This window comes from Streptomyces spinoverrucosus (assembly GCF_006539505.1).
In the GTDB taxonomy this organism is placed as follows: domain Bacteria; phylum Actinomycetota; class Actinomycetes; order Streptomycetales; family Streptomycetaceae; genus Streptomyces; species Streptomyces spinoverrucosus.
In genome coordinates, this window is record NZ_BJND01000074.1 from 17,038 (window position 1) to 43,889 (window position 26,852).

Here is a 26,852-nt window from a genome sequence, read left to right on the forward strand (position 1 = left end):
TCCCCCTACTGGTCTTCCTCTTGCTGGGACTCGCCGTCGGTGGGCGCCCCGGAGTTCTCCGCGCTTTCCGCGCTTTCCGTGCTCTCCGCGTTCTCCGCGCCCGGCGTCACGGTCACCGTCACGGTGGGCGTCGGAGTCGGCTTGGGCTTGGCCGGCAGCACCGTGTCACGCGGGTCCTTCTCGGGCGTCTGGACGACCACACCGACGATGTCGAGCTTGCTGAAGCTGACGAACGGCGTGACGTACAGCGTCCGGGTCAGGTCGCCGCCGGAGGGGTCGACGCGGGAGACCACGCCGACCGGGACGCCGGGCACGAACGGCTTGTCGGCCTGCGAGCCGAAGGTGACCAGACGGTCGCCCTTCTTGATCTGGGCCTTGCCGTTGAGGAGTTCGACGCGCAGCGGGCGGTCGCCCTGGCCGGAGGCGAAGCCGAGTTCGTCGCTGCCTTCCATCCGGGTCCCGACGGTGAAGTCGGGGTCGCTGGCCAGCAGCACGGTCGCGGTGTTCGGGCCGACGGTGGTGACGCGGCCGACCAGGCCGTCGCCGTTGAGGACGGTCATGTCGCGCTGGACACCGTCGTTGGCGCCGATGTCGATGGTGATGGTCCAGGAGAAGCCCTGGGCCGCTCCTATCGCGATGACCTCGGCGCCCTTGATGCCGTACTGGCCCTCGCCGGCGATCTTCAGCATCTTGTTGAGCTGATTCAGCCGGCTGCGGTTGCGGTCGTCGCTGCCGAGCTTCGCCTTCAGCGCCGCGTTCTGCCGCTCCAACTCGGCCATCCGGTCGTGCCGCTCGCCGGAGTCACGGATCGCGGCGATCGCGTTGCCCACCGGGTCGACCGCCGACGACACACCGTTCTCGACCGGGCCGAAGACCGCGGCCGCGGCCCCGCGGGCACCGTCGACCGGTGAGTCCTCCCCGCCGCGGATGTCCACCGTGATCAACGCGAACGCGATGGCGACCAGCAGCACAAGAAGCAGCCGGCTCTCTCGTGTGTCCCTCACGTGCGGCGGCCGTGCCCTTCCTCATAGGAATCCGGGAAATCGGGTCGGCCCGAAGGAAACCGGACGGCGGAATCCCACGGGCTGTTTGTGGCAGCTTATGCCTCGATATCAACGATCCGCCGTACGAGAGGGGATGGGCTCGTACGGCGGAATCGAAGCGTTACGTCATCTGCGCGGCTGGGCGTCCAGCACCTGCTGGAGCGCCTCGAACTCCTCGACGCACTTGCCGGACCCGAGCGCCACGCTGTCCAGCGGGTCCTCGGCGATGTGGATCGGCATACCGGTCTCGCGGCGCAGCCGCTCGTCCAGACCGCGCAGCAGCGCACCGCCGCCGGTCAGAACGATTCCGCGGTCCATGATGTCGCCGGACAGCTCCGGCGGGCACTTGTCGAGCGTCGTCTTGACCGCGTCCACGATCGCGTTGACGGGCTCCTCGATCGCCTTGCGCACTTCGGCGGCCGAGATGACGACGGTCTTGGGCAGCCCGGAGACCAGGTCCCGGCCGCGGATTTCGGTGTGCTCGTCGGTGTCGAGGTCGTACGCCGAACCGATCGTGATCTTGATCTGCTCGGCCGTGCGCTCACCCAGCAGGAGCGAGTACTCCTTCTTGATGTGCTGGATGATCGCGTTGTCCAGCTCGTCGCCCGCGACGCGGATGGACTGGGCGGTGACGATGCCGCCGAGGGAGATGACCGCGACCTCCGTGGTGCCGCCGCCGATGTCCACCACCATGTTGCCCGTGGCCTCGTGGACCGGCAGGCCGGAGCCGATGGCGGCCGCCATGGGCTCCTCGATGATGTGCACCTGACGGGCGCCGGCCTGGGACGACGCCTCGATGACGGCACGGCGCTCGACGCCCGTGATGCCCGAGGGCACACAGACGACGACGCGCGGACGAGCCAGATACCGCCGCTTGTGGATCTTCAGGATGAAGTAGCGGAGCATCCGCTCGGTGATCTCGAAGTCGGCGATCACGCCGTCCTTCAGCGGACGTACGGCAACGATGTTGCCGGGCGTGCGCCCGATCATCTTCTTCGCTTCGGCACCGACCGCGAGGATGCCACCGGTGTTGGTGTTGATCGCGACGACGGACGGCTCGTTGAGTACGATCCCGCGACCCCTGACGTACACCAGCGTGTTGGCGGTCCCGAGGTCGACAGCCATGTCACGGCCGATGAACGACATTGAGTTCCCCATCAGGATTCGTCTGGCCTTCCCACGGAGCTTTTGAGGGCTTTTCAGGTCGGCGAAGGTGGGTGCTGTGACGTGAAGGCTTCCATCGTAGACGCGCCTTCCCGAACACTGCGCGAGGGTCTTCGCCATTGTCATCAGATGGCGCACCGCCTCGCTTGCAGAGACGGGCCATCGGGGGCACTCGTTCCCCCGATCGGCACGTATATGCCGGGGGACGGCCGGAAATGGTCGGCCGTCCCAGGTCAGGCGCTTGCAAAAGGTGACGAGCCCTCAGAAGGACGCGCGGTGAACTCGTTCCGCTTCTTCGGCGACGCGTCAGGCGCGGCCGGGGAAGAAGATCTTCACCTCGCGTTCGGCCGACTCCTCGGAGTCGGAGGCGTGGATCAGGTTCTCGCGCACGATCACGCCGTAGTCACCGCGGATGGAACCGGGTGCGGCGGCGATCGGGTCGGTCGGGCCGGCCAGCGCGCGCAGTCCCTCGATGACCCGCTCGCCCTCGACGATCATCGCCACGACCGGGCCGGAGGCCATGAACTCCACCAGCGGCTCGTAGAAGGGCTTGCCCTTGTGCTCGCCGTAGTGCTGCTCCAGGGTGTCCTGGTCCAGGGTGCGCAGCTCCAGCGCGGTGATCTGCCAGCCGGCCTTGCGCTCGATGCGGCTGATGATCTCGCCGGTCAGGCCGCGACGGACGGCGTCGGGCTTGAGGAGGACGAGGGTGCGCTGGGTCACGACGGGGCTCCTTCTTGGATCACGCGGGTCACGCGGTGTGCGGGGTGATGAGGCTACAGGGCCCTTCCGGGCCTTAGGGCCTGTCCGGCGGATCATGCCGGCGTCGCGGGGCCTGGCACGCCCATCTGCGGCGTTGTCGTCGGTTGCCGACGCTCCGCGTCGCCGCCCTCCTCCGCCTTGCAGCTGGACGCACCAGGCCCCGCTCAGCTGCGCTGACAAGATGCCGTTCCTTGCAGCCGGCCTGATCCGCCGGACAGGCCCTAGTCACGCAGTGTCAGCCTGCGCGGCGAATCTGGCCTTGGCCTCGTCGATCTTCCTGCCGTAGTGGACGGAAGCCCACCACAGCGCGGCGAACATCGCCCCCAGGAAGAACATCGTGGGGACGACGAAACCGGAAGCAATGAGTCCGATCTGCAGCGCCCAGCCCAGGGCCACCCCGCCCGGCCGGGTCACCAGGCCGCACAGCACCAGGCACAGGAACATCGCGATGCCGCTGACCGTCCAGACCGTCGACGTCGACAGGTCCGGGTCCTTCATCGCGACCAGTCCGGCGAAGCCGATGACGAAGAACTCGCCGATCAGGGTGGAAGCACAGAGCGTACGCATGGTGGGATTCAGCCCCTCCCCAGGAGCAGTCGGGCCTCGCCGACGGTGATGACGGATCCGGTGACGAGCACACCGCCGCCCGCGAACTCGCCCTCCTCCTCGGCCAGCGTGATCGCCGCCTCCAGCGCGTCCGGCAGCCGCGGCTCCACCTGGACCCGCTCCTCGCCGAACACCTCGACGGCGATGCCCGCCAGTTCGTCGGCGTCCATCGCGCGATGGCTGGCGTTCTGCGTGACGACGACCTCCGCGAACACCGGCTCGAAAGCCTCCAGCAGCCCGCGTACGTTCTTGTCGCCGCTGGCGCCGACGACCCCGATGAGCCTGCTGAACTGGAAGGCCTCACCGACCGCCTCGGCTGCGGCCCGGGCGCCCGCCGGGTTGTGCGCGGCGTCCAGGACGACGGTGGGCGAGCGCCGTACGACCTCCAGCCGGCCCGGCGAGGCGACGGCGGCGAACGCCTTGCGCACGGTGTCGATGTTCAGCGGCTCGGGCCGCTGCGCGCCGACGCCGAAGAACGCCTCCACGGCGGCGAGCGCGACGGCGGCGTTGTGCGCCTGGTGGGCGCCGTGCAGCGGGAGATACACCTCGGTGTACTCACCGCCGAGCCCGCGCAGCGTCAGCAACTGCCCGCCGACGGCGACCTGCCGCGCCACGACCCCGAACTCCAGCCCCTCCCGGGCCACGGTCGCGTCGACGTCCACGGCCTTCTTCAGCAGCACCTGAGCGGCGTCCACGGGCTGCTGGGCCATGATCACGGTGGCGCCGGCCTTGATGATCCCGGCCTTCTCACCGGCGATCTCGCCGGGGGTCCCGCCGAGCCGGTCGGTGTGATCGAGGTCGATGGGCGTCACGACGGCGACATCACCGTCGATGACGTTGGTGGCGTCCCAGCTCCCGCCCATGCCCACCTCGACGACGGCGACGTCGACCGGCGCGTCGGCGAAGGCGGCGTACGCCATGCCGGTCAGCACCTCGAAGAACGACAGCCGGTACTCCTGCTGAGCGTCGACCATCTCGACGTACGGCTTGATGTCCTGGTACGTCTCGATGAACCGCTCGGGCTGGATCGGCGCCCCGTCGAGGCTGATCCGCTCGGTGATGGACTGCACGTGGGGCGAGGTGTACCGCCCGGTCCGCAGGTCGAAGGCGCCCAGCAGGGCCTCGATCATGCGGGCGGTGGAGGTCTTGCCGTTCGTCCCCGTGATGTGGATCGAGGGGTACGACCGCTGCGGCTCGCCCAGTACGTCCATCAGCGCGGCGATGCGTGTGACGGACGGCTCCAGCTTGGTCTCGCCCCAGCGGGTCGCGAGCTCGGCCTCGACCTCTCGCAGCGCCTTGTCGACCTCGGGGTCCTCGGGGCGCGCAGGAGCCTCGGCCTGCGGCGGGCCGCCCTGGGTGCGCAGGGTGCGGCTGCCGGCCTCGATCACCGCGAGGTCGGGGTCGCGGTCGGTCTCGGCGGCGATGATTTCGTCGAACGACTCGCCGGGGTCGGAGGGGTCGTTGGTGTCACGCGGGGGGAGCTCACTCACGGGGCCAGTCTACGGAGGGGCGGCGCGCAGCGTGGTTTCGGGCAGTCTTGCGTGTGCGGGTTATACGTGGCTGGTCGCGCAGTTCCCCGCGCCCCTGACGGCGTGGAGGCCCCCGGCACCTACAGGGCACCGGGGGCCTCCACCGACGTACGGACGCCTACGCCTGCGGCAAACGCTCCAGCTGGGACTGGATCCGGGCGATGTCCTCCTCCGCCTTGGCCAGCCGCCCGCGGATCTTCTCGACCACCGGTTCCGGCGCCTTGGCGAGGAACGCCTCGTTGCCGAGCTTGGCCGTGGCCTGGGACTTTTCCTTCTCCGCGGCGGCGAGGTCCTTGGCGAGGCGCTTGCGCTCCGCCGCGACGTCGATCACGCCGGAGAGGTCCAGCGCGACCTCAACGCCCGCCACCGGCAGCGTCGCCGTCGCCGCGAAGTTCTCGCCCTCGGGCTGGAGGCGCAGCAGCTGGCGGATGGCGGGCTCGTGCGACGCGAGGGCCGTGCCGTCCAGGGTCAGCCGGGCGGGGACCCGCTGGCCGGGCTGGAGGCCCTGGTCGGCGCGGAAGCGGCGGACCTCGGTGATGACGGACTGGAGCGTCTCGATCTCCCGCTCGGCGTCCGCGTCACGGAAGCCGCTGTCCTTCGGCCACTCGGCGATGACGACGGACTCACCGCCGGTCAGCGTGGTCCAGAGCGTCTCCGTGACGAAGGGGACCACCGGGTGCAGCAGGCGCAGGGTGACGTCCAGGACCTCGCCCAGGACCCGCTGGCTGACCTCGGCCGCCTCGCCGCCCGCCTGGAAGGTGGTCTTTGACAGCTCGACGTACCAGTCGAACACCTCGTCCCACGCGAAGTGGAACAGCGCGTCGGACAGCTTCGCGAACTGGTAGTCCTCGTAGTACGCGTCGACCTCGGCGACCACCGAGTTCAGGCGGGAGAGGATCCAGCGGTCCGTCGAGGACATCTTCGACGGGTCCGGCAGCGGGCCGTCCACCGTCGCGCCGTTCATCAGCGCGAACCGCGTGGCGTTCCAGATCTTGTTGGCGAAGTTGCGGGAGCCCTGGACCCAGTCCTCGCCGATCGGGACGTCGACACCGGGGTTGGCGCCGCGCGCGAGGGTGAAGCGGAGGGCGTCGGAGCCGTACTTGTCCATCCAGTCCAGCGGGTTGACGACGTTCCCGAAGGACTTGGACATCTTCTTGCCGTTCTGGTCACGGACCATGCCGTGCAGCGCGATGGTGTGGAACGGCGGGGTGCCGTCCATCGCGTACAGCCCGAACATCATCATCCGGGCGACCCAGAAGAAGAGGATGTCGTAGCCGGTGACCAGGACGGAGTTCGGGTAGAACTTCGCGAGCGACTCGGTCTGCTCGGGCCAGCCGAGGGTGGAGAAGGGCCACAGGCCGGAGGAGAACCAGGTGTCGAGGACGTCGGAGTCCTGGCGCCAGCCTTCACCGCTCGGCGGCTCCTCGTCGGGGCCGACGCAGACGACCTCGCCGTCCGGGCCGTACCAGACCGGGATCCGGTGGCCCCACCACAACTGCCGTGAGATGCACCAGTCGTGGAGGTTGTCGACCCAGTCGAAGTACCGCTTCTCCATCTCCTGCGGGTGGATGGTGACCTTGCCCTCGCGGACCGCGTCACCGGCGGCCTTGGCGAGCGGGCCGACCTTGACCCACCACTGCATCGACAGGCGCGGCTCGATGGTGGTCTTGCAGCGCGAGCAGTGGCCGACGGAGTGGACGTACGGCCGCTTCTCGGCGACGATCCGGCCATCGGCGCGCAGTGCGGCGACGATGGCGGAGCGGGCCTCCAGCCGGTCCAGGCCCTGGAAGGGGCCGTGGGCGGTGATGACGGCGTGCTCGTCCATGACCGTGATGGCGGGCAGGTCGTGCCGCTGGCCGATCTCGAAGTCGTTCGGGTCGTGCGCCGGGGTGACCTTGACGGCGCCGGTGCCGAACTCGGGGTCGACGTGCTCGTCCGCGACGACCGGGATGGAACGGTCGGTCAGCGGCAGCTTGATGAGCTTGCCGACCAGGTGCCGGTACCGCTCGTCCTCGGGGTGAACGGCGACGGCGGTGTCACCGAGCATGGTCTCGGCGCGGGTGGTGGCGACGACGATGGTGTCGTCCCCGTCGCCGTACTTCATGGAGACGAGCTCACCGTCGTCGTCCTGGTACTCGACCTCGATGTCCGAGATGGCGGTCAGGCACCGGGGGCACCAGTTGATGATGCGCTCGGCGCGGTAGATCAGCTCGTCGTCGTAGAGCCGCTTGAAGATGGTCTGGACGGCCCTGGACAGCCCCTCGTCCATGGTGAAGCGCTGGCGCGACCACGCGACGCCGTCACCGAGCCGCCGCATCTGGCCGGAGATCTGCCCGCCGGACTCGGCCTTCCACTGCCAGACGCGCTCGACGAAGGCCTCGCGGCCCAGGTCGTGCCGGGACTTGCCCTCCTTCGCGAGCTCCCGCTCGACGACGTTCTGGGTGGCGATACCGGCGTGGTCCATGCCGGGCTGCCACAGCGTCTCGTAGCCCTGCATCCGCTTGCGGCGGGTGAGGACGTCGATGAGCGTGTGCTCGAAGGCATGTCCGAGGTGGAGCGAGCCCGTGACGTTCGGCGGCGGGATGACGATGGTGTACGGCGCCTTGTCGCTCTTGGCGTCCGCCTCGAAGTAACCCCGCTCTACCCAGCGCTCGTACAGCGGCCCCTCTACGTCGGCCGGCGCGTACTGGGTCGGCAGTTCGGTGTTGGGCGCTGGTGGCTGCTGCTGAGCGTTCTCGGTCACGGGCTCAGTTTAGGGGTGTCACCGGGTGGTCCCGAAACGCGATTCTTCTGTAACGGTGGTGACCCCGATGCAGTGCGTTGCCGGTGCCTGCGCCAGGATGTCGGGAACACGTAAACATCTGGAGGGGAACCCAGTAATGAGCTACAACCAGCCGGGCCCGTACGGCGGGCAGCCCCAGCAGCCCGGACCGTACGGCCAGCCGGGTCCGTACGGCCAGCAGCCGCAGGCACCCCAGCCCGGCTACGGCTACCCCCAGCAGCCCGCCCAGCCGCAGCCGGGGTACGGCTACCCGCAGCAGGCTCCGCAGGGCGTGCCGCCGCAGACGCCGCCGTACGGCCAGCAGCCCCCGTACGGCCAGCAGCCGCCCCACGGCCAGGCCCCGTACGGCGCCCCGATGCCGCCGGCTCCGGGCGGCGGCAAGAAGAAGACCGGTCTCATCATCGGCGCGGTGGCCGTCGTGGCGGCGATCGCGGTGGGCGCGTACTTCGTACTCGGCGGGAGCGGCGGCTCGGACGTCGCGGACGACGGCCCGCACAAGCTGACGACGCCGGCGACGGTGCTCACCGAGTACAAGAAGGGCAGCGGCGACAGCTCGGACGCCGCCATGTCCGAGTCGGACCTGAAGGAAGCCGAGAAGTGGGGCGTCAAGAACCCCAAGGACGTCAGCGCGAATTACGAGGCGGGGCAGGACGGCGACAATCCGCTGGCCGGGAAGCTCATCTCGTTCGGCGGCGTCTACGGCGAGATCGAGGACCCCGAGAAGGTGGTCGACGCGCTCTTCGCCTACATGAAGAAGGACGCCGAGGGCGATGACGTCACGTTCGAGGGCGAGCCGAAGGCGTACACGCCGGAGGGCCTCGACGGCGCCATCCTGAAGTGCCAGCTGGCCAAGATGACGAACTCCGAGGCCTCGTCGGGTGAACCGTCCGAGGTGAACATGACGTACTGCGTCTGGGGCGACTACAGCACCATCGGGTTCGTGCTGCCGATGGAGTACGCCGACATCGCGGCGGGCAAGGAAGGCGACCCGGAGAAGGCGGCCGAGCTGACCGCGAAGTTCCGCAAGGAGGTCCGCGTCCCCGCCTGACGGCCGCTCAGTCACGAAGGGGCCCCGGTCACTTGCCGACCGGGGCCCCTTTTGGCTGTCGTACGGGCCGTTACGCCGTCTTCTGCTCGCCCGTGCCCCGCCCACGCGCATCCCGCGGGATGAGGGTCGGGTTGACGTTGGAGTGGACGACGTCCGCGGTGATGACGACCCTCGCCACGTCCTTGCGGGACGGGACCTCGTACATCACGGACATCAGGACCTCTTCCATGATGGCGCGCAGGCCCCGCGCGCCCGTCTGGCGGAGGATGGCCTGGTCGGCGATGGCTTCCAGCGCTTCGCGTTCGAAGTCCAGTTCCACGCCGTCGAGTTCGAAGAGGCGCTGGTACTGCTTGACGAGCGCGTTGCGCGGCTCCACCAGGATCTGGAGCAGGGCCTCGCGGTCCAGGTTGTGGACCGAGGTGATCACGGGGAGCCGGCCGATGAACTCCGGGATCATGCCGAACTTGACCAGGTCCTCCGGCATGACGTCCTCGAACTGGTCCTTGGCCTCCAGCTCACGCTTGGAGCGGATCGTCGCGCCGAAGCCGATGCCCTTCGCGCCCGCCCGGGACTCGATGATCTTCTCCAGCCCGGCGAAGGCGCCGCCCACGATGAACAGCACGTTCGTCGTGTCGATCTGGATGAACTCCTGGTGCGGGTGCTTACGGCCGCCCTGCGGCGGTACCGAGGCCGTGGTGCCTTCGAGGATCTTGAGCAGGGCCTGCTGGACGCCCTCGCCGCTCACGTCCCGTGTGATGGACGGGTTTTCACTCTTCCGCGCGACCTTGTCGATCTCGTCGATGTAGATGATCCCGGTCTCGGCCTTCTTGACGTCGTAGTCGGCCGCCTGGATCAGCTTCAGCAGGATGTTCTCGACGTCCTCGCCGACGTAGCCCGCCTCCGTCAGCGCCGTCGCGTCGGCGATGGCGAACGGGACGTTCAGCATGCGCGCCAGGGTCTGCGCCAGGAGGGTCTTTCCGGAGCCCGTGGGGCCCAGCAGCAGGATGTTGGACTTCGCCAACTCGATGGCGTCGTCGCGACCTTGGGCGCCGCCGTTCTCCCCGGCCTGGACGCGTTTGTAGTGGTTGTAGACGGCGACGGAGAGGGCCTTCTTCGCCGCCTCCTGGCCGACCACGTACCCCTCGAGGAACTCGTAGATCTCGCGCGGCTTGGGCAGCTCCTCCCAGCGCACCTCGCTGGTCTCCGCGAGCTCTTCCTCGATGATCTCGTTGCAGAGATCGATGCACTCGTCGCAGATGTACACACCGGGGCCTGCGATGAGCTTCTTGACCTGCTTCTGGCTCTTGCCGCAGAACGAGCACTTGAGCAGATCGCCGCCGTCACCGATGCGTGCCACGGTGTGCTTCCCCTTCGCCTGGGAGACGACTGGACACCTGTGTCCAGCGGCTCCTGGTGCTGCCTTATGTCCGACGGTACCTTGCCGAGCCCCCCGTTCGGGCCCCCCTTGGCACGGTTCACTTTGACGTGCACCTTGCGACGCACGGCGTCACACCGTGCCAAGGAGCGGCGTACATTACCCGATCCGCGTCAGCGGACCGACGTGTTGTTCATCTTGCGCGTCGAGATGATCTGGTCGATCAGGCCGTACTCCAGCGCGTCCTCGGCGGTGAGGATCTTGTCGCGCTCGATGTCCTCGCGGATCTTCTCGATCGACTGGGTGGAGTGCTTGGCCAGCATCTCCTCCAGCTGCGAGCGCATCCGCAGGATCTCGTTCGCGGCGATCTCCAGGTCGGAGACCTGGCCGCGGCCGGTCTCGCTGTACGGCTGGTGGATCAGGATGCGCGCGTTCGGCAGCGCCATGCGCTTGCCGGGCGAGCCGGCGGCCAGCAGCACGGCCGCGGCGGAGGCCGCCTGGCCCATGCAGACCGTCTGGATGTCGGGCTTGACGAACTGCATCGTGTCGTAGATCGCCGTCAGCGCGGTGAAGGAGCCGCCGGGGCTGTTGATGTAGACCGAGATGTCCCGGTCCGGGTCCATCGACTCCAGGCACAGCAGCTGCGCCATGACGTCGTTGGCGGAGGCGTCGTCGATCTGGACGCCCAGGAAGATCACGCGCTCCTCGAAGAGCTTCGCGTACGGGTCGTACTCGCGGATGCCCTGGGAGGTGCGCTCGACGAAGCGCGGGATGACGTAGCGGGACTCGGCCTGCGGGCCGGTGTACTCGGCGCGCGTACGGTCGTAGAGGCCGCTGCCGGGGAAGTCGTTCACGGTGTCTCCTGAAAGGGGCTGGGGCGGTGGCTGGGGGCTGGAGCGGGGCGTACGGGCCCGCAGGGGGCCGGTACGGCCGTCAGGCTCCCGTGCCGCCGCCGCCCGGCATGCCGGCGGCCGTGGCGATCACGTCGTCGATGAGGCCGTAGTCCTTGGCCTCCGTGGCGTCGAACCAGCGGTCGCGGTCCGAGTCGCGGGTGATCTGCTCGACCGACTGGCCGGTGTGCAGGGCCGTGAGCTCGGCCATGCGCTTCTTGGTGTGCAACAGCCGCTCGGCGTGGATCTTGATGTCCGAGGCCGAGCCGGCCAGGCCGGCGGACGGCTGGTGGATCAGGATCTCGGCGTTCGGCAGGGCGAAGCGCTTGCCGGGGGTGCCCGCGCTCAGCAGGAACTGGCCCATGGACGCCGCCAGGCCCATGGCGATCGTCACCACGTCGTTCTTGATGTACTGCATGGTGTCGTAGATCGCCATGCCGGCCGTGATCGAGCCGCCGGGGCTGTTGATGTACAGGTAAATGTCTTTTTCCGGGTCCGCGGCAAGGAGCAGCAGCTGCGCGGTGATCCGGTTTGCGATGTCGTCGTCGACCGGCTGGCCGAGGAAGATGATCCGCTCGTTGAGCAGCCGGCTGTAGACCTGGTCACCGAGGCCACCACCGATGGAAGGCTCGCCGGCGGCGGAGGGCATCAGATTCGTCACGTATCCACCTGCTCGTCTTGCGACGGCGCCGGGCCGTCTTACGTTCTGCCGTATTCATGGACCCTAACGCGCGGGTCCCTTCGGGGAATCCCGGAGGCGGGAGTGTTCGCCGGGGGCGTAGCGCGGTGGCGGGTGTTCGGTTCGTGGGCAGCTGCGGGTTTGCGGTGCCGGGACGGCAAAAGGGCCCCGGGCGCGATCGTCCCGGGGCCCTTTCTTACGGCTGTTTACGCCTGGTCGTCCTTCTTGTCACCCTCGGTGACCTCGGCGGACTGCTCGGCGTCGGCCTCGGCCTCGGTCTCGTCCTCGTCGTCCAGGTCGACGATCTCGCCGTTGGTGTCCTTGACCGTGGCGGCCTCGACGACGACCGCGAGGGCCTTGCCGCGGGCGACCTCGCCGACCAGGAGCGGGACCTGGCCCTGCTCGACGACGGCCTGGGCGAACTGGTCGGGGGACATGCCGGAGGACGCGGCGCGGCGCATCAGGTGCTCGGTCAGCTCGTCCTGGTTGACGTTGAGCTTCTCCTGCTTGACCAGCTCGTCGAGGACGAACTGGGTCTTGATGCCCTTGATCGCCGCCTCGCGGGTCTCGGTCTCGAACTCCTCGGCGGTCTTGCCCTGGATCTCCAGGTACTTGTCGAGGGTCAGGCCCATCTGGCCGAGCTGGTGGTGCTCCAGGTTGTGCTTGCGGGTGTTGATCTCGTCCTCGAGGAGCTTCTCGGGGACGGGCACCTCGACAAGCTCCAGCAGCTTCTCCAGGACGCGCTCCTGGGCCTGCGTGGCCTGGTCGAACTGCTTCATGTTCGCCAGGCGCTTGCGGCTGTCGGCCTTCAGCTCGTCCAGCGTGTCGAACTCGGAGGCGAGCTGCGCGAAGTCGTCGTCCAGCTCGGGCAGTTCGCGCGCGGCGACCTGGGTGACCTTGACGGTGACCTCGGCCTCACGGCCGGCCGCGGAGCCGCCCTTGAGCTCGGAGGTGAAGGTGGCCTCCTCGCCGGCCGACAGACCCTTCACGGCGTCGTCGATGCCGTCCAGCAGCTCACCGGAGCCGATGGTGTACGAGACGCCGTTCGCGATGCCGTCCTCCAGGACCTCGCCGTCGACCTTGGCCTCCAGGTCGATCGTGACGACGTCGCCGTCCTCGGCGGCGCGCTCGACCGGCGTGGTGGAGGCGAAGCGCTCGCGCAGCTGCTCGACCGACTTCTCGATGTCCTCGTCGGTGACCTCGACGGCGTCGACCTCGACCTCGATGCCGGAGTAGTCCGGGATCTCGATGGCCGGGCGGATGTCGACCTCGGCGGTGAAGTTCAGCGTCTCGCCGTCCTTCAGCTCGGTGATGTCGACCTCGGGCTGGCCCAGGACGCTGAGCTCGGCCTCGTTGACCGCCTCCGTGTAGAACTTCGGAAGCGCGTCGTTGACGGCCTCCTCCAGCACGGCACCACGGCCGAACCGCTGGTCGATGACCCGGGCGGGGATCTTGCCCTTGCGGAAGCCCTTCACCGTGACCTGCTGGTTGATCTTCTTGTACGCCGCGTCGAGGCTGTCCTTGAGCTCCTCGAAGGGCACCTCGACAGTGAGCCGAACCCGGGTCGGGTTCAGGTTCTCCACGGCGCTCTTCACGGTTCGGTCTCCTTGTGGCTGACTTCTCGGGTTCTGCCGGGGCCCGACGGGTCCGGCGGATGTGGCCGCCCGGAGGACTTCAGTGATGAGACACACGGGCGTGCAGCTTGCATAGTAACGGCAGCAGCTACACGGCCCAAAAGGCGATCACGCGTGGTGATCGGGTGAGTGGTCGGGGTGGCGGGATTTGAACCCACGGCCTTCCGCTCCCAAAGCGGACGCGCTACCAAGCTGCGCCACACCCCGTCTGGTGCGACACGTAGGGTACATGCCCGCAGGCTGCGCGGCTGCCGCATTTCCCGAGGCCGGTGCGATCTCGTGCGCTGACGGCGTCCGGGCGGATCGGGGTGTGCGGTGAGGGGGGCCGACCCGGTACGATGCGTGCAGTGCCGCGGGCGACTGGTCTGCGGCGCGTTCTGTGCGGGCGTAGCTCAATGGTAGAGCCCCAGTCTTCCAAACTGGCTACGCGGGTTCGATTCCCGTCGCCCGCTCTGTCGGCTCAGGGCCCGGCAGGAGGTTCGTCCTCCTGGTCGGGCCCTGAGGCGTTCCCGGACCGTGCCGGGGCCGGCAGAGGCTGTCAGAAGCTGATCGAGTTGATCGTGTCCGCTATCGAGTCGAGAAAGCGGTTGATCGACGGGGCCATGCCGGTCGAGGCGAGGAAGAAGCCGAAGAGGATCGCCACGATGGCGGGACCCGCCTTGATCGAGCCCCCTCGCATCATCACCACCAGGATGATCGCCAACAGCAGCACCACTGACAGTGAAATGGCCACAACTGATCACACCCTCGGTCGGTCCGCTCTCCCGGCCGGGGGATACGAGACCGCGCACCCCCGCCAGAACCATCGTGCCACCAACAGGCCCGCCGTATGCGGCGCGTGACGTAACGCCGACCACACCCGCGCCGCACCCCGGCGTGTTCGGCCACGCCCCGCACGCCCACCGCGCGCGCCCCGCAAGACAATTGACGACCGGTCGTCGCGGGAATGCAACCCAATCGTTGCCGCATCCACACAACGACCCACGCAACTTGCCTGCGGTTATTTACAATTGCCCGTTTTGGCGGGGCCGGTGATGGTGCTCGTGCTCAGGACGTGCTCGTGCTCAGGACGTCAGGAAGCGCCCTTCAGGTGTCGCATGAGGCGTTCGAAGTCCTGCCAGCCCGACAGGTCCGACGGGTCGCCGGGCAGCGGGTAGTACAGCGCCGGGCGGGTGCGCGGGCCGAGTTCGCGCGGAGGCTCGGACAGTGGGGTGCGCCGGGCCCGGTCGCCGGGCATCGTGCGGACCTCCTCGGCGCCCAGGACGAAGGCGTACGGCACGCCCGGGCCCTCGAAGCGGGGCGGTACGGACAGGTCGCGGCGCGCCCGGCGGATCTGCACCAGCATGGACTGCAGGTCGTGCTTGGTGGCGAGGACCTCCGCAGCGGCGGGCACGGCGTCGGACGGCAGCTCCTCCCCCGGGCCGTAGCCGAACGCCATGGTGACGTCCTCCTCCACGCCGCCCTTGGTCCGGGTGATGCGCACCGTCGCGAGCCCGGGGCGCTCGGGCGTGCCGACGACCACCAGCCAGGTCGGCTCGGGCGACCGCTCGTGGGCCACGTCGGTCAGCTGCCGCAGCGACCAGGGGAGGTTGGCGGGCTCCTCAGTGCCCCAGCCGGACGGCGGCTCCCCGGTGATCTCCCGCCATACGGCCTCCACGGCGCCGCCGAGCACCAGGCGGTCGTCGGCCGGGTGGACGGTGCGGAAGGAGATCGCGAGCTGGCGTTCGCCGGTGTCGGCGATGCCCTCGCCGAAGGTGCGGGCGACCGGCGTGCGCGGGTCCTCGGGGGTCGCCTCCGGGGACTCCACGGTCACGAAGAGGCCGTTGTCCCAGCGCAGCACGGCCCCGGACAGGCCGTCGTAATAGCCGTCCCGCTCGTCCTGCACCACCCAGCGCGAGGGCCAGCCCGGCAGGGCGTTGCGGACGGCCGGGGACATGCGGGTGCCCGCGGGGGTGACGATCTGCAGGCCGCGTTCGGCCTGCGCGGCGGCGCGGAAGGCGTCCGCGAGCCACGCGGTCATCGCCACGACCGGGCGGTCCTGGATGACGACGGCGACCTTGTCGGTGAGGACGTCGACGGCGGGCTGGGCAGCGGCCGGTGCCGGAACGGCGCTGACGCCGTCCGCCTTGACCACGGCCATCGAGCGCGCGGCCTCGCGCGGCCAGGCGGTGCCGCCGACGAGCGTGGCCAGCCGGGCCGCGAACGTCCCGGCGAGTTCCTCGGCCTCCTTGACGCCGGTCGTGGCGCGGGCCTCCGTCCACCAGTACGGCGTCTCCGGCTCGCGCGCCCCGAGCAGCCGCTGGGCCTCGCCCCGGACCTGCACGAGCAGGGGCGCCTCGATGGAGACGAGGGGGCGGCCCTGTTCGTCGCACAGCCGCACCACGGCTCCGTCGCCCTCGGCGCCCACCAGCTTGTCGGGGCCGCCGGAGAGCAGGCCCGCGAGCACGCTCAGCGGGTCGGGCATCTTCTTCGTGAGGGCGATGACGTCCTTGGTCATGGGTTCACCTGGTCCCCGCGCGTAGCCGGTCTGTGGTTATGCATTACTTGGTCCCCGCGTACACGGTCTGGATCAGCCGGGTGGCCTCGCCCCGGCGCAGCAGGGTGCCCCGGCCCGGCGGCTGCTGGCTCGCGTACACACCCGGGAAGAGCTGGCCCTCGCTGCGGTCGCCGGCCATCACCAGCGCCGAGGCGCCGGACTCGCGCAGGCCCTGCAGCAGCGGCTCGTACAGGCCGCGCGAGGCGCCCGCGACGCGGCGGGTGAGGATGAAGTGCAGGCCGATGTCGACGGCGGAGGGGATGTACGGCACGAAGGGCGCCAGCGGCTGCTGTCCCGCGGTGGTCAGGACGTCGTAGTCGTCGACGAGGATCACGATCCGCGGGCCGGAGAAGCTGCCGGGCTCCAGGTCCTCGCTGTCGGCGCCCTCGTCGGGCAGCCGCTTCTCCAGCTCGGAGGCGATACCGGCGGCGAGGCCCGCGCACAGCTTGGCGTTGTAGGCGTAGCCGCCCCGGTACTCCTCGGGGATGGCACCGCGCAGGCCGCGGCGCGGGTCGAAGACGCCGAAGACGAGTTCGTCGTCGCCGTAGCGCTCGATCAGGCCCTGGGTGATCACCTTGAGCAGGTTGGTCTTGCCGCACTCGCTGTCGCCCATGATCAGCAGGTGCTGGTCGTGCTGGAACAGGTCGAGCAGGACGGGCGCGAGCTGCGTCTGGTCCAGGCCGATGGGGACGCGGCGCGGCTCGGCGGCCGGGGTCGGCAGCTGCTGCGGTTCGAGGACGTGCGGCAGGACCCGCACGGGCTGGGCGACATCGCCGGTCCAGGTGGCGCGGACCGTACGGGCGGTGCGCTCCAGGACCGCGCCGAGGTCCGCGGTGTCCGCCAGGCCGTCGGTGCGGGGCAGGGCGACCTGGGCGAACAGCTTGCCGTCGGTGAGGACGCGGCCCTTCTCCTCGGGGGACAGGGTCTGGGCGAGCTTGCGTTCGATGCTGGACTCGCTGGGGTCGTTCAGGCGCAGCTCGACGCGGGTGCCGAACTGGGACTGGGTGGCGATGCGCACGTCGTTCCAGCGGAGCATGCCGGCGACGACGTGGATGCCGTAGCCGCTGCCGCGCTTGAGGATGTCGGCGACCGCGTCGTCCAGTTCCTCGAAGTCGTCGCGCAGCGCGCCGAAGCCGTCGATGAGCAGCACGATCTCCGTGGAGGCCAGCTCGGTGACGCGGCCCGCGGCGTGCAGGGTGCGCAGCTGTTCGAGGGAGTCGATGGAGTGGATGCGGAAGAGTTCCTCGCGCTGATCGAGCATGGCGCGCACCGAGTCGATGGTGCGCGCGGCCCGCTCCCGGTCGGCGCGGCCGGCGACGCCGCCGACGTGCGGCAGCCCGGACAGCGCCTGGAGGCCACCGCCGACGAGGTCGAGGCCGTAGATGCCGACCTCCTGCGGGGTGTGCGTCAGCGCCAGGGACAGGGCGAGGGTGCGCAGCAGGGTCGTCTTGCCGGACTGGGGGCCGCCGATGACGGCCGCGTGGCCGCCGGCCAGCGTCAGGTCCAGGTACCACTGGCCCTGCCACTGCTTGGTCGGGTCGTCGAGGACGCCCAGCGGCACCCGCAGCGGGCCGCTCCGCTTGGCCAGCTGCATGCCGCGCGGGCCGACCTCCACGGGCCCCGCGACCTTGTCGAGGGGGACGGCTGCGGGCAGCGGGGGCAGCCAGATCTGCCGTACCGGCCGGGCGCCGGCGCCTTCGAGCTGCTCGATCATCACGCCGAGTTCGGTGGGCCCGGTCTCCCGGCGCCGCATCTGCGGCTGCTCCTCGGGCGCCGCGCCGGACTCCTCGCCGAGCGAGTTGTACGCCTCGTACGCCAGGGCGAGCGGACCGGTGTCCTCGGTCTCGCGCTGTACGGGGCCGCTGTAGGCGCCGGAGACGTAGCTCGCCTTGAACCGCTCGTAGTGGCTGGTGTCGACCTTGAGGTAGCCGAAGCCGGGCAGCGGCGGCAGGTGGAAGGCGTCGGTGGTGTCCAGGACGGTGCGGGACTCGTCGGCGGAGAAGGTGCGCAGGCCCAGCCGGTACGACAGGTAGGTGTCCAGGCCCTTGAGCTTGCCGCCCTCGATGCGCTGGCTGGACAGCAGCAGGTGGACGCCGATGGACCGGCCGATGCGGCCGATGGACAGGAACAGGTCGATGAAGTCGGGCTTGGCGGTGAGGAGTTCACCGAACTCGTCGATCACCACGAACAGGTGCGGCAGCGGCTCCAGGTCGGGTCGCTTCTCGGCGCGCAGCGCGGCGTAGTGGCCGATGTCGGCGACGTTCCCGGCGTCCTTCAGCACCTGCTGGCGGCGCTTGACCTCGCCGGCCAGCGAGGAGTGGACGCGCTCGACCAGGCCCGCCTGGTTCTCCAGGTTGGTGATGACACCGGCGACGTGCGGCAGGTCGGCGAACGGCGCGAAGGTGGCGCCGCCCTTGTAGTCGACGAGGACGAGGGCGAGGTCCTCCGGCGGGTGGGTGGCGACCAGGGCGAGGACGAGGGTGCGCAGCAGCTCGGACTTGCCGGAGCCGGTGGCGCCGACGCACAGGCCGTGCGGGCCCATGCCCAGCTCGGAGGACTCCTTCAGGTCGAGCAGCACGGCCTCGCGGGAGTCGCTGATGCCGATCGGCACCCGCAGGAACGCCCGCTCGCCGCGCGGCGCCCACAGCCGGTCCAGGTCGAGACGGGCCACGTCGTCTATGCCGAGCAGCTCGGCGAAGTCGACCGGGCCGGTCAGCGGGGCGTCGGCGCCCATGGAGTCGGCGGACAGCCTGAGCGGGGCCAACATCCGGGCGAGGCCCTCGGCGAAGGCGGGGCCGACCTCGTCGACGGTGCCGTGGGCGCCGATCGGCTCGCTCTCGCGCAGGTCCTCGATGACGACGCGTTCGCCGTCGACGGTGATGCGGACGCCGACATGGCCCGGTTCCTGCACCCGCTCGTCGAGCAGGTGCAGCACGCTGACGCCCATGTCGCGCAGGCCGACCGCGTCGTCCGGGCGGGGCAGGTCCACGGCGTCGTCGCCGTGCGCGTCGGCGACGACGATCAGCCGGGAGGACATCGCGAGGGCGTCCCGGCCGGACAGACCGCGCCGCACCTCGGCCGCGTAGGAGGCGCGGCGGCGCAGCTCGGGGCCTATCTGGCGGGCCAGTTGGGGCACGGAGGGGGCGATACGGCGGGCGGCCACGGGCCCGTCGAACTGCTCGCCGTCGAGCAGGTGGGGCAGCCACTTGGCCCACTCCCAGTCGGCGATCCGGTCGCCGGGCGCGGCCAGCGCCATCGCCACGTCGTCCGGGGCGTGGGTGGCGGCGGCCTGCACCAGCAGGGCGCGGGCGACGCGGAGGGTGTCCTCGCGGCGGCCGATGACGCTGATGTTGCCGACCCGGTCCAGCGGGACGGTGAGCGGCAGTTCGGTGCCGGTGCCGAAGCGGGCGACCAGCGCGGAGGCCTCGTTCAGCATGAACTGGTCGGGCGGGGTGAGCACGGAGGAGCCCTGGTCGCCGACCTTCAGGTCGCGTACCCGCATCTCGCCTGTGCCGACGCGGACCCGCAGGAAGTCGCCGTCCACACGGCGCCGCTCCCACAGCCGGGCGGGGTCGCGCACGATGTCGTACAGCGCGTCCGGCGGCGGGTTGAGCACCTGGGCCCGCTCCCCGCGCTCGCGTTCCTCCTTCGACAGCTCCTCCCGCAGGTCCTCCAGGTAGGCGAGATAGGCCTCGCGCTGGGTGCGGCGGGTGCGCTGGGCCTTGCCGCGCTGGGAGAACACCAGGATCAGCGAGCCGACGATGGTGACGACGAGGATGATCGCGCCCAGCGCCGCGAACTGGCTGTTGCGCACGACCGTCATCATCACGACGGACGACATCACACCGGCGACGGGCAGCAACGAGGTCGCGATCGAACCCGACTTGCCGTCGGGCAGGTTGGGCGGGGCCTCGATGGTGCGCGGCTCGGGAGCGGCCGGCGGACGGGTGGTCCGGGCCGGGCGGTGGATCAGTCGGGTGCTCATCGTCCTTGCCTCTGTGGGTTCCCTTCGGGGGAGCTCAACGGCGCTGCTGGGACAGCTGGAAGACCTCCGCGGCCAGGCCGGTGGCGGCCTGCCGGGTGGCCCGCGCGAGCAGGTCGGTGCGGATGGTGCCGCCGGCCGCGAGATGCCGGTCGTACGGCAGGACCCGCACGCTCGCCCCGGTCGCCTTCAGCGGCTCGGCGGCCTTGTCCAGGTCGACGCCGGTGTGCGGCACCGTCTCGGTGAGCACGACGACCGTCGAGGTCGTGATGTCCCGGGGCAGTCCGCGCATCCACTGCAGCACCGCGTGCGTGCTGGCGACGCCCTCCAGCGTGGCGGGCACAGTCAGCACCCGGGCCTGGGCGGCCGACAGCGCGGTACGGGCCACCTCGGCGGGCAGCGTCTCGCAGTCGACGACGGTCACCCCGAAGTAGCGGCGCAGCGACACCATCACGCGCTCGTAGGCCCGGGTGTCGAGCATGGCCCCGACCTGGCCCTGGCTGCCGGGGAGCAGCCAGGCGTTGTCGGGCAGTTGGACCAGATACCCGGTGACGTCGAGCAGCGACATCTGCGGCTCGACGACGTCGGCGAGGTCGCCGGTGGTCCAGCGCAGGTTCTCCGCGCCGAGCCGCAGCGGCAGCGAGCCGAGCGCCGGGTCGGCCTCGACGGCCAGCACCGGGTCCTGCCGGTAGTGGGCGTAGGTGGTGCTCAGCAGGGCGGCGACCGTCGTCTTGCCGGAGCCGCCGCGGATGGACGTCACCGCGATCTGCCGGCCGGTGGTGACGGCCTGCTGGAGCACCTCGGCGGTGGCAGTGGTCTCGGCGACCTCGCGGGCGGCCGAGGAGGAGACGGTACGGCGTACGGCGCGCAGGGCGCGGGTGCCGAAGGGCTCGCCGCGGCGGGGCTTGAGCCCGGTGTCCGCGATCCGCTTGTCGACGGCGGGGCGGGAGTCGGGGGTGGCGCGGGAGGTCGGGGCGCGGCGGGCGGGGGCGGGCTGGGGGGTGGGGGCCGCCTGCTGGTGGGGCTGGGCCTGGTGGGGGTACGGCTGGGCGTGCTGCTGCCCAGGGTCGACGTACCCCTGCTGCGGGTAGCCGTAAGGGGCCTGCTGCTGTGGGACGTTGGGGGCGGGCTGCTGGGCCTGCGGGTAGCCGTATCCGGCGCCGGGGCCGGGCTGGTGGGCCTGCGGGTAGCCGTACGCCGGGTTGGCGCCCTGCGGCGGCACGTGCTGCTGCCCCGGCTGCCCCGCCGCCTGCTGTTCCTGGTGTGGATGCGCCTGTTCCGGCTGCGCGCCGGACTGTTCTCCGTCCTTGGCGCGCGCCTGTGCCGCACGCTGTCCGGCCGCGCCGGCCCTCAGGTCGCGCAGCACATCGCCCTGCCAGTTGTCCCCGCTCGGCATGTCGCCCTTCTCTCCCGACACGCTCCCGCCTCGTCGTCCCGCCAGGAGCGACGCGCGTCGGCGTCTGGTAGTTCGAAACCTCAGAACTTGTTGAGCAGTTGCCCGTAGATGCCGAACACCCCGACGGCGAGCGGGAAGAGCCCGATCACACCGAGGGACTCGATCAGGTCGGCCAGTCGCCGCAGCCGCACCCGGACGTGTTCCGGCGGCTCGATCGCGAGGACCAGCAGCGGCAGCAGCGCCGCGGCCGCCAGCAGGACGAGCGCACCGACACCCCCGGCGTGGTCCAGCCACAGCACCGCGAGCCGTACGACGAGCAGGGCCGCCGCGCCGAACAGCGCCACGACCTCCGCGACCAGCGGGAAGGCCCGCGCACGGGACAGCAGGACGACCGCGGTGAGCGAGGCCAGCACCACCGACCACCAGGCCGGATCCTCCCCCGTGGTCAGCAGCCAGCCGCCGGCGGCGGCCGAGACGGCGGTGACCACGGTGGCGAGGGCGAGGCCGCGGTGGGTGGCGGCGAGCGCGTTGCCGACCTCGTGCCGGCTCACCGAGGTGCCCGAGGAGCGCCGGTCGTCGAGCCCGGTGAGGCCCGAGGCCATCAGCGCGAACCGGGGCAGCAGCCCGAGCAGCACCACGGAGAACACCGCCATCACGGCGCCGAGCCGCTCCGGGTCGTCCTGTACGGCGGCCACGGCCTCCCACACGACGGTGATGACGGCCGCCGCACCGGCCCCGATGAGTCCGCCGCGGCCCAGTGGCGAGAAGAAGGCGAGCAGTACGAGGGTGACGACCAGCGCGGCGACGACACCGGCCAGCCGGGCGGTGCCGGACCAGTCGTAGGCGTCGGCCGTGGTCCACGCGGCGAGCACGCCGAGTCCGCCGGAGGCGAGCAGCAGTGCGGTGGCGAGCCCCAGGTTCCCACCGCCGGTCTTCGCCACCACGGCACCGGCGATCAGGAAGACGACGGTCGCGACCAGCAGCGCGGTCGCCACTGACTCCAGCGCGAACTCCCGCCGGGCCAGCACGGCCGCGGCGACGGCGAAGGCGAAGGTGGCGACGCCGGCGCTGATCCGGCGCGCGGCCGGACGCCAGCGCCAGGCGCGCAGGTCGAGGTCGTCGGCGACCTGGTCGGTGACGTCGTGCACGACCGGCGCGGGCGGTGCGGCGTGGGCGCGCACCAGGCGCAGTACGGCGCCGTCGGGCACCTCGGCCGAGGACAGCGTGGCCTCGTGCGGGAGCACCGAGCCGTCGGTGCTGATGAGTTGCCGTGTGGTCGGCCGGGTGGCGGCCCGGTCGTCGAGCAACTGCAGTATGTCGGGGAGCAGTTGGCCGATCGGCGTGTCCGAGGGCAGAACGATGTCGGCGCGTCGTCGCTCACCGACCAGGGTGACCCGGCTCAGTTGAGTCCGGGACGTCGTTGATGTGCTCACCACTCACCGGAACCTATCATCGCGTCGTTTCGGCCATTGGCGCCGTTCACTGCTTCTCCCCACCGTCGGCGGACTTGCTCGGCGACGGGTTGTACAGCTGCTCCTGCTGCTGGCGCTGCTTCTCCTGCTCGGCCCGCTGCTTGGCGAGGGTGGCCTGGACGAAGGACCAGCCGATGCAGCCGGCACACAGTACGGCGGCGATCGCGATGCCCGCGAACATCTTGCCGAGCCGCTCGTCGGCCGTACGCCGGGCCCGCTGAGCGCCGAACAGCACGGCGTCGCGCATCCGGCGCCGGCGTACCGCCACCGACTCCAGCAGTTGGCTGTCGTAGTCCCGTGCCATTCAGTCGTCGTCCCGTGCCGTAGAGGTCGTCAGTCGTTGTCGATCGTCGGTCTGCGCAGGTCATCAGTCGTCGGGGGTGAGGCCGAGGAGGCCGCGCATGGTGGCGTACTTCTGGGTCAGCCGCCGGGCCGTGAGCTCGTCGAGTACGGCGAGGCGGTCCGGGTCTGCGTTGTGCGCGAGGTCGGCGGTCTTCACGAGCCGGGCCCCAGGCGTGGCCAGGATCCGGCGCGCGTAGGCCTCCGGCTCCTCCCCCGCCCGCTTGGTCACGGCCCGTACGACGTCCTTGGTGCGCTGCGGCAGCGCGGCCTCCGCCAGCCACTCCTCGCTGAGCACACCGTCCTCGACGGCGTCGTGCAACCAGGCGGCGGCGATGAGCTCCGCTCCCCCGCCCCGGGCACGCACCCCCTCGGCGACGGCCGACAGATGCTCGGCGTACGGCCGCCCGGCCTTGTCCGTCTGCCCGGCGTGCGCGGCGCGGGCGACGGCCTCCACCTCGGCGAGACTCATCTCCTGCGGCATGCGGATCCCCCTGACTTCGCTTCCGCAACATAAGACATGGACGCGCCATGCGTACAGCCGGGGTGCGGCAGCCCCTCGCGGCTTTTCACACCGCTCCCGACAGTCCCGTCACGATCATGAAGAGCACCCACAGCGCGGGGACGAGGGCGACATAGGCGCGCGGCCGCCGGTGCACGGGCACGCCGGGGTCGTACCGGGGCCCGAGCGTCCCCGGCCCCGGCGCCGGGAGCCGCTTCACCCGGCGCACGGCGAGGAGGTTGCGGACCAGCGTCAACGGCGCGAAGACGAAGAGGGAGAGGGGGCTCCACCAGCCCTGGCAGAGGGTGTGGGTGGTGTAGGCCCGGTACACGGCCAGCCCACAGGTGAAGCACATGGGCCCGTCCGTCTTCTTGAACCCCATGAGGATCACGAGGCCGCGGTGGGCACGGAAGGTGACGTCGGCGGCGGGGGAACCTCCGCAGAACCTGCACATGTTGCCGGGGGCGGCGGAGGGCTGCTCGGCGTACCAGGCGCGGAGGGAGGCGACGATGGCGTCGAGGAGGCCGTCCTTGACGGCGTCGGCGATCATCCCGTCGCAGACGCGCTCCCCGCGCACGGTCGTGGTGGCGGCGCGGATGGCGTCGGCCGGTGACAGCCGCCCGTCGGGCGGTAGGTCCGGCATCGGATTGCCCATCCACCGGTACTCGCCGCTGACGGCACCCACGCCCTCCAGGGCGGAAACGACGCGCCGCAACCCCTCGCTGTAAAGCGGGTACGCCACGTGCTGGACCCCGTCCGCCCGCTTCTGCCCTCCGCCCCACTTGATGTCCCGGTCCTCGTCCGTGAGCGCGTCGAAGGCGTCGCCGAGCTCGCGCCAGGCGTCCGCGTTGTCCCGGTCGAGCCCGTCGAGCAGACGCCGATCGTCGGCCGGGGTGACGACACGGGCCAGTTCCTCGATCGCGGCGACGTCGGGGGCCTCGGTGACGGGGCCGACGCCTGGTTCCCGGCTGAGCATGCTGAGCACACCGCGCGGGGCGAGGCCACGTCCGTGCAGCTCCCGCGCCCGGTCGTGCCACTCCTCCGCCGTCCTGTAGGCGCTGCTGCTGCCCGCCGGCCGGTGAAACCAGCCGACGGCGGCGGCATCGGCCCAGATGTATCCGGCGAGTTCGCCGTCGGGGGCGGTGAGGGGGACGTAGTGCACGGGGTTGGGGTTGGACATGCTGCTCAGTGGTTCATCCCCCGGCGGCCAGTTCCTTGAGGGCGGCAAGGGTCGGGGCGTCGGTGAGGGAGCCCGCAACGGCATGGCTCAGCTCATTGTCGTTCGCGCCGCGCGCCAACTCCGCGAGCAGGGCCGTCGGGGCGAGCTCCCGCTCCTTGCCACCGCGCAGGGCCCGCAGCCACCTCGCACCGGCGTTGACGGCGTTGGCCGAAAGCCCCGGCGGCACCACCCAGCCGGCCGCGTCGTCCTTGTCGTTCGCCCACACGTATCCGATGACCGTGCCGTCCCGATCGGCGACGCGCAGGTACGCGACCGGCCCGTCGGTGTTACGGCTGTACGTCACCGGACCTGCCACCTGCTTCATCTGCAGGTCTTCCGCGAAGCGCGAGTTGAGTGGTTGTTCGCTGCTCATGATGTCCACATTCCTGTACCTCTGCCCGATCCGCAACGACGGCCCTAGGACCTCGGCAGGACCTCACCGTATGCGTGCCACTTGCCCGCCGAGTCCATGAAGACGCGCGTCACCTTGTACTGCGTACCGCGAGCGAGCAGCAGCTCCCGTTCCCCCTTGTTCGCGGAGATGTAGTCGATCCAGAGAGCGGGCGTGCCCTTCGGCACCCGCCAGTGCATGATCACCGGCTTGTGCTCGAAGGCCGGGTCCTTGCCGAGCGACGTGGAAGTGTATCCGTCGTCCCCGAAGGTCCTGCCCTGCATGTCGAGCGGCGAGTCCAGGTCGAGGTGGTCGATCGCGGTGCCACGCACGATCATGATGTCCTCGGGCACGGGACGGGTGTCCATGACCCGGTCCATGTTGGTGACGATGTCCGTGATCGGGGGCCGCACATCGCCGGCGCGCAGCTGGCCGTTGATCTGCGTGTAGTAGAAGTCGCTGTACTTGTTGAGCGCGTCCTTCGCGGCGGGGTCGAGCTGGTCGATGTAGTCGTTCCAGTACGCGTCGCCGTATTCCTGTCCCGCACGGTTGCTGGAACTGGGATAGGGGTTCGTACCCCGCTCCAGCTCCGCCGTCGCCACCGCGTGCCGCTCCGCGTCGGTGGCCAGGTTTTCGAACTCGTCCGCCGACATGAGCGGCTTGTACTCGAACGGCTCCCCGGCCCCCGGGTGCCCCGGCACATCCGCGCCCTGATGCCCCGGGGCGACCGGAGCGTCGGTGCCGTGGTGGGCGGCGGCATCCACGGCGGCGTTCCCGACGCCCGCGTGGTCACCCACGTCCACGTGGTCACCGGTGTGCGCCGCGTCGTCCGTGTGCCCGGCGCCGTGTGAGGCGTCGTCGGCGTGACCGGCACCAGGCAGGTCGTGACCCGTGCCGTGCGGGGCGTCCGGGGTGTGGCCGCCGGTGCCCGGAACGTCGGGGCCGCCGGTGTGCGGCGTGGTCGGGACGTCGTGGGCCGGGTTGGTCCCCGTGGTCTGGTGGTACCACGGCGTTGTGCCGCCGGTGTGGCCACCGCCGGTGTGCGGCGTGGTCGTCGGCGTCTGGTCGTACGACGACGGCGACGGCGCGTGATCGTACGCGGACGGCGACGGCGTGTGGCCGTACGGCGTCGAGGTCGGCGTCGCGTCGAAGGACCCGCCCGGGACGTGACCACCGGTGTGCGCCGGGGGTGAGTTGTAGTGCCCGGCGCCGCCGACGTTGTCGGCCGTGTGTGCCATGCCGTCGCCCGCATGCACGCCCGCGTGCACCGGCTGCTGGCCGCCCTGGATCGTCCAGTGGGCCGGAAGCGTCGGACTGGTCGGAGCGCCGGTCTCGTGCGGAACCGGCGTCGTGTCGATGGCGCCGTTGGGCGTGATGAGGTTGCCGTTCGGGTCCATCAGGCGGCCGTCTGGCAGCTGGACGGAGCCGTTCGGGAGGGTGGGGATGTCGATGTTGCCGACGCCCTTGAGGCTGGCGGCGATGTCGCCGATCTTCGACAGACCCGCA

Annotated in this window: 21 protein-coding genes and 2 tRNA genes; 2 read left to right on the forward strand and 21 right to left on the reverse strand. The window is 70.6% G+C overall.

Going from position 1 to position 26,852, the window contains the following annotated elements; genetic code table 11:
- Positions 1 to 5 precede the first annotated feature (5 nt).
- The 6 genes from mreC to SSP24_RS35880 form a co-directional block, all read right to left on the reverse strand.
- On the reverse strand, positions 6 to 1,004 hold the full coding sequence (mreC, locus tag SSP24_RS35850; protein ID WP_141314309.1) for a rod shape-determining protein MreC: 999 nt from the start codon (positions 1,002 to 1,004) through the stop codon (positions 6 to 8).
- A 165-nt stretch (positions 1,005 to 1,169) separates the two neighbouring features.
- Positions 1,170 to 2,189 (reverse strand): rod shape-determining protein, encoded by a 1,020-nt coding sequence (locus SSP24_RS35855; RefSeq protein WP_006133575.1) that lies wholly within the window; start codon positions 2,187 to 2,189, stop codon positions 1,170 to 1,172.
- A gap of 324 nt (positions 2,190 to 2,513) precedes the next feature.
- On the reverse strand, positions 2,514 to 2,927 hold the full coding sequence (ndk, locus tag SSP24_RS35860) for a nucleoside-diphosphate kinase (protein ID WP_141314311.1): 414 nt from the start codon (positions 2,925 to 2,927) through the stop codon (positions 2,514 to 2,516).
- 264 nt (positions 2,928 to 3,191) lie between these two features.
- Positions 3,192 to 3,533 (reverse strand): DUF4233 domain-containing protein, encoded by a 342-nt coding sequence (locus SSP24_RS35870; RefSeq protein ID WP_141314313.1) that lies wholly within the window; start codon positions 3,531 to 3,533, stop codon positions 3,192 to 3,194.
- An 8-nt stretch (positions 3,534 to 3,541) separates the two neighbouring features.
- Positions 3,542 to 5,062, reverse strand: a complete 1,521-nt coding sequence (gene folC, locus SSP24_RS35875; protein WP_141314315.1) for a bifunctional tetrahydrofolate synthase/dihydrofolate synthase — start codon at positions 5,060 to 5,062, stop codon at positions 3,542 to 3,544.
- A 157-nt stretch (positions 5,063 to 5,219) separates the two neighbouring features.
- Entirely contained in the window at positions 5,220 to 7,844 is a 2,625-nt protein-coding gene (locus SSP24_RS35880; RefSeq protein ID WP_141314317.1) for a valine--tRNA ligase, read from the reverse strand.
- A 136-nt stretch (positions 7,845 to 7,980) separates the two neighbouring features.
- Between SSP24_RS35880 and SSP24_RS35885 the strand changes: the two genes are divergently transcribed.
- Positions 7,981 to 8,931 carry a hypothetical protein gene (locus SSP24_RS35885; protein WP_141314319.1) on the forward strand — a complete coding sequence of 317 codons (951 nt, stop codon included), beginning with the start codon at positions 7,981 to 7,983 and terminating at the stop codon, positions 8,929 to 8,931.
- Positions 8,932 to 9,001: 70 nt separating this feature from the next.
- On the opposite strand, the gene clpX is transcribed toward SSP24_RS35885, so the two are convergent.
- The 5 genes from clpX to SSP24_RS35910 form a co-directional block, all read right to left on the reverse strand.
- Positions 9,002 to 10,288 (reverse strand): ATP-dependent Clp protease ATP-binding subunit ClpX, encoded by a 1,287-nt coding sequence (gene clpX, locus SSP24_RS35890; RefSeq protein WP_141314321.1) that lies wholly within the window; start codon positions 10,286 to 10,288, stop codon positions 9,002 to 9,004.
- Positions 10,289 to 10,479: 191 nt separating this feature from the next.
- On the reverse strand, positions 10,480 to 11,160 hold the full coding sequence (locus SSP24_RS35895; RefSeq protein ID WP_141314323.1) for an ATP-dependent Clp protease proteolytic subunit: 681 nt from the start codon (positions 11,158 to 11,160) through the stop codon (positions 10,480 to 10,482).
- Positions 11,161 to 11,239: 79 nt separating this feature from the next.
- Positions 11,240 to 11,845, reverse strand: a complete 606-nt coding sequence (locus SSP24_RS35900) for an ATP-dependent Clp protease proteolytic subunit (protein WP_141314345.1) — start codon at positions 11,843 to 11,845, stop codon at positions 11,240 to 11,242.
- Between the two features lie 236 nt (positions 11,846 to 12,081).
- Complete coding sequence (gene tig, locus SSP24_RS35905; protein WP_141314325.1) at positions 12,082 to 13,470, reverse strand: trigger factor; 1,389 nt, start codon at positions 13,468 to 13,470, stop codon at positions 12,082 to 12,084.
- 169 nt (positions 13,471 to 13,639) lie between these two features.
- Positions 13,640 to 13,716: transfer RNA gene (locus tag SSP24_RS35910), tRNA-Pro, on the reverse strand.
- A 174-nt stretch (positions 13,717 to 13,890) separates the two neighbouring features.
- Here SSP24_RS35910 and SSP24_RS35915 point away from each other — a divergent pair.
- Positions 13,891 to 13,961: transfer RNA gene (locus SSP24_RS35915), tRNA-Gly, on the forward strand.
- Positions 13,962 to 14,047: 86 nt separating this feature from the next.
- Here SSP24_RS35915 and SSP24_RS35920 read toward each other — a convergent pair.
- The 10 genes from SSP24_RS35920 to SSP24_RS35970 form a co-directional block, all read right to left on the reverse strand.
- On the reverse strand, positions 14,048 to 14,242 hold the full coding sequence (locus tag SSP24_RS35920) for a hypothetical protein (RefSeq protein WP_141314327.1): 195 nt from the start codon (positions 14,240 to 14,242) through the stop codon (positions 14,048 to 14,050).
- Positions 14,243 to 14,581: 339 nt separating this feature from the next.
- On the reverse strand, positions 14,582 to 16,006 hold the full coding sequence (locus SSP24_RS35925) for a DUF6177 family protein (RefSeq protein ID WP_141314329.1): 1,425 nt from the start codon (positions 16,004 to 16,006) through the stop codon (positions 14,582 to 14,584).
- Positions 16,007 to 16,049: 43 nt separating this feature from the next.
- Positions 16,050 to 20,030, reverse strand: coding sequence for a type VII secretion protein EccCa (gene eccCa / locus SSP24_RS35930; protein ID WP_141314331.1), 3,981 nt, complete (start codon positions 20,028 to 20,030; stop codon positions 16,050 to 16,052).
- Positions 20,031 to 20,064: 34 nt separating this feature from the next.
- A complete protein-coding gene (locus SSP24_RS35935) occupies positions 20,065 to 21,444 on the reverse strand; it encodes a MinD/ParA family ATP-binding protein (protein ID WP_373306724.1) in 1,380 nt (459 codons plus the stop codon).
- A gap of 59 nt (positions 21,445 to 21,503) precedes the next feature.
- Positions 21,504 to 22,859 (reverse strand): type VII secretion integral membrane protein EccD, encoded by a 1,356-nt coding sequence (gene eccD / locus SSP24_RS35945; RefSeq protein ID WP_141314333.1) that lies wholly within the window; start codon positions 22,857 to 22,859, stop codon positions 21,504 to 21,506.
- A 43-nt stretch (positions 22,860 to 22,902) separates the two neighbouring features.
- A complete protein-coding gene (locus SSP24_RS35950; protein ID WP_141314335.1) occupies positions 22,903 to 23,199 on the reverse strand; it encodes a hypothetical protein in 297 nt (98 codons plus the stop codon).
- Positions 23,200 to 23,262: 63 nt separating this feature from the next.
- Positions 23,263 to 23,718: an HD domain-containing protein gene (locus SSP24_RS35955; protein WP_141314337.1), complete on the reverse strand. Its 456-nt coding sequence runs from the start codon at positions 23,716 to 23,718 to the stop codon at positions 23,263 to 23,265.
- A gap of 85 nt (positions 23,719 to 23,803) precedes the next feature.
- A complete protein-coding gene (locus SSP24_RS44505; protein WP_229865414.1) occupies positions 23,804 to 24,916 on the reverse strand; it encodes a DUF6508 domain-containing protein in 1,113 nt (370 codons plus the stop codon).
- A gap of 13 nt (positions 24,917 to 24,929) precedes the next feature.
- Complete coding sequence (locus SSP24_RS35965) at positions 24,930 to 25,328, reverse strand: hypothetical protein (RefSeq protein ID WP_141314339.1); 399 nt, start codon at positions 25,326 to 25,328, stop codon at positions 24,930 to 24,932.
- Positions 25,329 to 25,372: 44 nt separating this feature from the next.
- Positions 25,373 to 26,852, reverse strand: a 1,480-nt coding sequence (locus SSP24_RS35970) for an ADP-ribosyltransferase (protein WP_280527092.1), incomplete at its 5' end; no start/stop codon positions are given.

Coding starts and splice junctions, on each gene's coding strand:
- SSP24_RS35950 (WP_141314335.1), bottom strand. CDS start 23,199: ATGGCACGGGACTACGACAGCCAACTGCTGGAGTCGGTGGCGGTACGC.
- SSP24_RS35965 (WP_141314339.1), bottom strand. CDS start 25,328: ATGAGCAGCGAACAACCACTCAACTCGCGCTTCGCGGAAGACCTGCAG.
- SSP24_RS35870 (WP_141314313.1), bottom strand. CDS start 3,533: ATGCGTACGCTCTGTGCTTCCACCCTGATCGGCGAGTTCTTCGTCATC.
- SSP24_RS44505 (WP_229865414.1), bottom strand. CDS start 24,916: ATGTCCAACCCCAACCCCGTGCACTACGTCCCCCTCACCGCCCCCGAC.
- SSP24_RS35925 (WP_141314329.1), bottom strand. CDS start 16,006: ATGACCAAGGACGTCATCGCCCTCACGAAGAAGATGCCCGACCCGCTG.
- SSP24_RS35955 (WP_141314337.1), bottom strand. CDS start 23,718: ATGCCGCAGGAGATGAGTCTCGCCGAGGTGGAGGCCGTCGCCCGCGCC.
- SSP24_RS35885 (WP_141314319.1), top strand. CDS start 7,981: ATGAGCTACAACCAGCCGGGCCCGTACGGCGGGCAGCCCCAGCAGCCC.
- SSP24_RS35900 (WP_141314345.1), bottom strand. CDS start 11,845: ATGCCCTCCGCCGCCGGCGAGCCTTCCATCGGTGGTGGCCTCGGTGAC.
- SSP24_RS35855 (WP_006133575.1), bottom strand. CDS start 2,189: ATGTCGTTCATCGGCCGTGACATGGCTGTCGACCTCGGGACCGCCAAC.
- eccCa (WP_141314331.1), bottom strand. CDS start 20,030: ATGAGCACCCGACTGATCCACCGCCCGGCCCGGACCACCCGTCCGCCG.